Below are 2,898 nucleotides of genomic sequence, written 5' to 3'. Positions count from 1 at the left end.
TAAAATTCTGCATTGTTTAGCGAAAGCTTTAAAAACTTTTCCTAAACAACATTATTTTCATAAGTAGCTGTTTTAGATTTGCAAAAGTATTTGAACTCATATTTAACACCTGCACTAAACAGCTACTTAAATTCAATCATCAGTCTTTATACAGGTTTATATTTAATTTGCATGTCTCTATAACGCCACCTATGTAAAATTAATCATCATCATTTAGAGGAAATTAATATGGAAATTGTGAGAAAAAATAATATAAATGTAAGAAAAACTGTTGAAAAAGCGATTAGCAACCATCCTGAGTTTCATTTCTTTGTAGATGAACTTTCAGCAGATAATCGCATGCCGACATATGCAGGTTTGGCCGATGAAAAATACACTTTTGAGGAGATGGATGACGGATTTTTTGATTTCATCAACCGTAAAATCCATGAAAACGGAGTGTATTTAAGAATCTGTTATATGGCCGGACAGGAAGTTGAAGGAGAGGCAATTTTTGATCTTGAAATTGCAGGAAAATCATCAACCTTCAAAACCAATGACCTGGACAGGGTACAGGTTGTTGAAATGGCAGACTATGGAATTAAAATAACTCCGGAGGAAATAATTTTTGGAGCAACAATTGACGGGGGATGCAGAATAACGCCGTATTTTGCTGAATTCGGTTCCAAGGACTGCAATGAAACATTCATGTCGCTTGAAAATCCTTTGAACAGATATATCATTGCTTTGATAGGAGAGTTTCTTGATTCAATTTAATATTTCAGCCGATTTAAATCTCAAAGGAGGTGGTAAAATTCATTTTTAGATGTTGAAGTTTACTGCTGTTAAAATTTTTAGATGTTATTGTGAGGTTTAAATGAGGCAAGATTTAGTTAAATACACAACAGAGATATTGGAATTTCTTACAAGTGAAACATTGGAAGCTATTGATTGGGGAGTCCTTGATTTGGGACACGTAAAAGATTTGGAGCTTAAAAGCGTTTTGATGATTTTTGAAAGGTCACTGACGCTTGAACTGAAGGACAACTATAAAAACAACAGCACTGGAATATTCAGAGTCAGATATGATGATGACTTTTGGTGCTATGAGGAATTCGGCTATAAGATTAAAGCCAAAAACTTGGATGAGCTTAGGGAAATTGTGACAGGTCAAAATAGAATCTGGTATGTGTTTGACGAATTTTCATTGAATATATGGAGGTGATACTTTCAACTTAAAAGACAATTTGAAGTTCATAGGTTTAATCGGATATTTGTTGGTTTGCGTTGTATTTGGAAATATATTGATTTAAGGGAGTGATAGTTTGGTTGTTTGTCCTAATTGCCAAAAAAGTTTAAGGGATAATTTTTCCCATTGTAGAATCTGCGGATCTGAATTGACTGGAGAAAGAGTAGGGGATTTCTCAACAGACATGCTGAATGTATTCAAGATTGGTGAAGATTACATTTACCTGTTTGCTGAAAACGGAAATCAGGTAGTTATCAGGGCCGGTTCAATGGATGAGCTGGCAGGAATTGTCTGTGATAGGCAGTATCCCTGGGAGTTCAGGGACTGGAAAAGTAATGTAAGTCACGCTGAGAAAAAACGCGTTGAGATACCTGAGTTAAAGACGGAATTCCTGAAGGCAAGTTCCCTTAAGGAACCTGAAATCATTCCAACGGCTTCAGCAAAAAAGAAGCAGGAAGATGAATCATATGTTCCCGAATATGAGGTTGAAAGGGTAGTCGAAAGATAAATCATGCTGACATCCATTTAACCGCAAGTTTTTTTAGTTCATTTTTTCAACTCCTATACCTTTGTTTTTCTTGCGGTTAAATGGAAATTATTAATAGGATATTATGGTAAAAGAAGGAATAATTATTTTTGATGATGAAAAGGAATTTTTTAAAGCTTTAAAAGAGCTTCAAAAACAGTATATTGAAAAGGAGGAATAATATTAATAAGATGTTGGAGAATATAATATCAATGACTTTACTTAATATTCCGGATGAGTTCATATCTTCACTTGAAGATGATAAAATCACGTATAATTTTGATTTATCAATTTTTATGAAAGATAATGAAGTTAAATTTGGCGTTGATGATATTTCTACTTCCTGGATGAGTCAGGATGATAATTTCATAGACAGAATTCAGTTCAACAGGCTGAATCCATGTTTTTTGAAAAGACATTTGGCTAGGGAAATAGAAATCAGAAATACTTTGGAGTGTGCAGTAAAATTACTTGGCAGCCAAAAACATTCCAAGGCCATTGAAATGCTTGACAGGGTACTGTACTATGATCCGGAATATGGTGAGGCACTGTTTTTCAAATCCAAAGCCTTTTTTACTCAAAAGCATTATGTAAAATCTTTAAGACATTATAAAAAGGCAATTAAAGCTGATAACCGTTTAAAGGATGTTGAATATCATAAGCTGCTTTTAAAAAAATCTTCTGAGGAGATAGATAATTTCCCAAGGATTAAAAGAAACATCTATGCGGGAGATGAGTATTTTGCAAAGGGCGATTATGATAAGGCTTTAAAATGTTATGAAAAAGCACTGGCCAATCCCACAAAATTCAAAAATAGGATACTATCAAAACTGCTGAACAAGAAAGGCACAGCATTAATCATGTTAAATAGAATTGATGAAGCTATTGAGGTGTTTAATGATTCCATAAATGCCAAGCCAACGGATTATGCCTATTATTTTTTAGGATTTTATTCTCCCGGATCCAACGATTATATTAAGATGAACTTAAAGATTACCAAAAAACAGCTGCTGTCCAAATCCAAAAAATTATGCGATTTCGGTGAATTTGTTTTGGCTTCTGACTGTCTGGATGAGTTTTTGGATAATCATTATAGGGTTGATTCTGATTATTTGCAGGCTTTAAATTTAAAGATTGATGTTTT

The 2,898-nt window shown here is 33.7% G+C and carries 4 protein-coding genes; all 4 read left to right on the top strand.

Translation table 11 applies throughout. The features are described from left to right. Positions 1 to 228: 228 nt before the first annotated feature. The gene (locus ACJMLH_RS04300; protein ID WP_405275056.1) at positions 229 to 756 is read left to right on the top strand and encodes a hypothetical protein; all 528 of its coding nucleotides are present in this window, start codon (positions 229 to 231) and stop codon (positions 754 to 756) included. 100 nt (positions 757 to 856) lie between these two features. Continuing rightward, positions 857 to 1,204, top strand: coding sequence for a hypothetical protein (locus tag ACJMLH_RS04295; RefSeq protein WP_405275054.1), 348 nt, complete (start codon positions 857 to 859; stop codon positions 1,202 to 1,204). A 100-nt stretch (positions 1,205 to 1,304) separates the two neighbouring features. After that, positions 1,305 to 1,736: a hypothetical protein gene (locus tag ACJMLH_RS04290; RefSeq protein WP_405275052.1), complete on the top strand. Its 432-nt coding sequence runs from the start codon at positions 1,305 to 1,307 to the stop codon at positions 1,734 to 1,736. 230 nt (positions 1,737 to 1,966) lie between these two features. Next, on the top strand, positions 1,967 to 2,898 hold a 932-nt coding region (locus ACJMLH_RS04285; RefSeq protein WP_405275050.1), incomplete at its 3' end, for a tetratricopeptide repeat protein.

The sequence above is a fragment of the Methanobrevibacter sp. genome, from assembly GCF_045116495.1.
In the GTDB taxonomy this organism is placed as follows: Archaea; Methanobacteriota; Methanobacteria; order Methanobacteriales; family Methanobacteriaceae; genus Methanocatella.
The sequence above is the reverse complement of the archived record's forward strand: the minus strand, read 5'-3'. Positions and strand labels throughout refer to the sequence as shown.

What these genes read in the sequence shown, in the direction of transcription:
- ACJMLH_RS04295 (WP_405275054.1), top strand. Translation starts at nt 857, where the DNA reads ATGAGGCAAGATTTAGTTAAATACACAACAGAGATATTGGAATTTCTT.
- ACJMLH_RS04300 (WP_405275056.1), top strand. Translation starts at nt 229, where the DNA reads ATGGAAATTGTGAGAAAAAATAATATAAATGTAAGAAAAACTGTTGAA.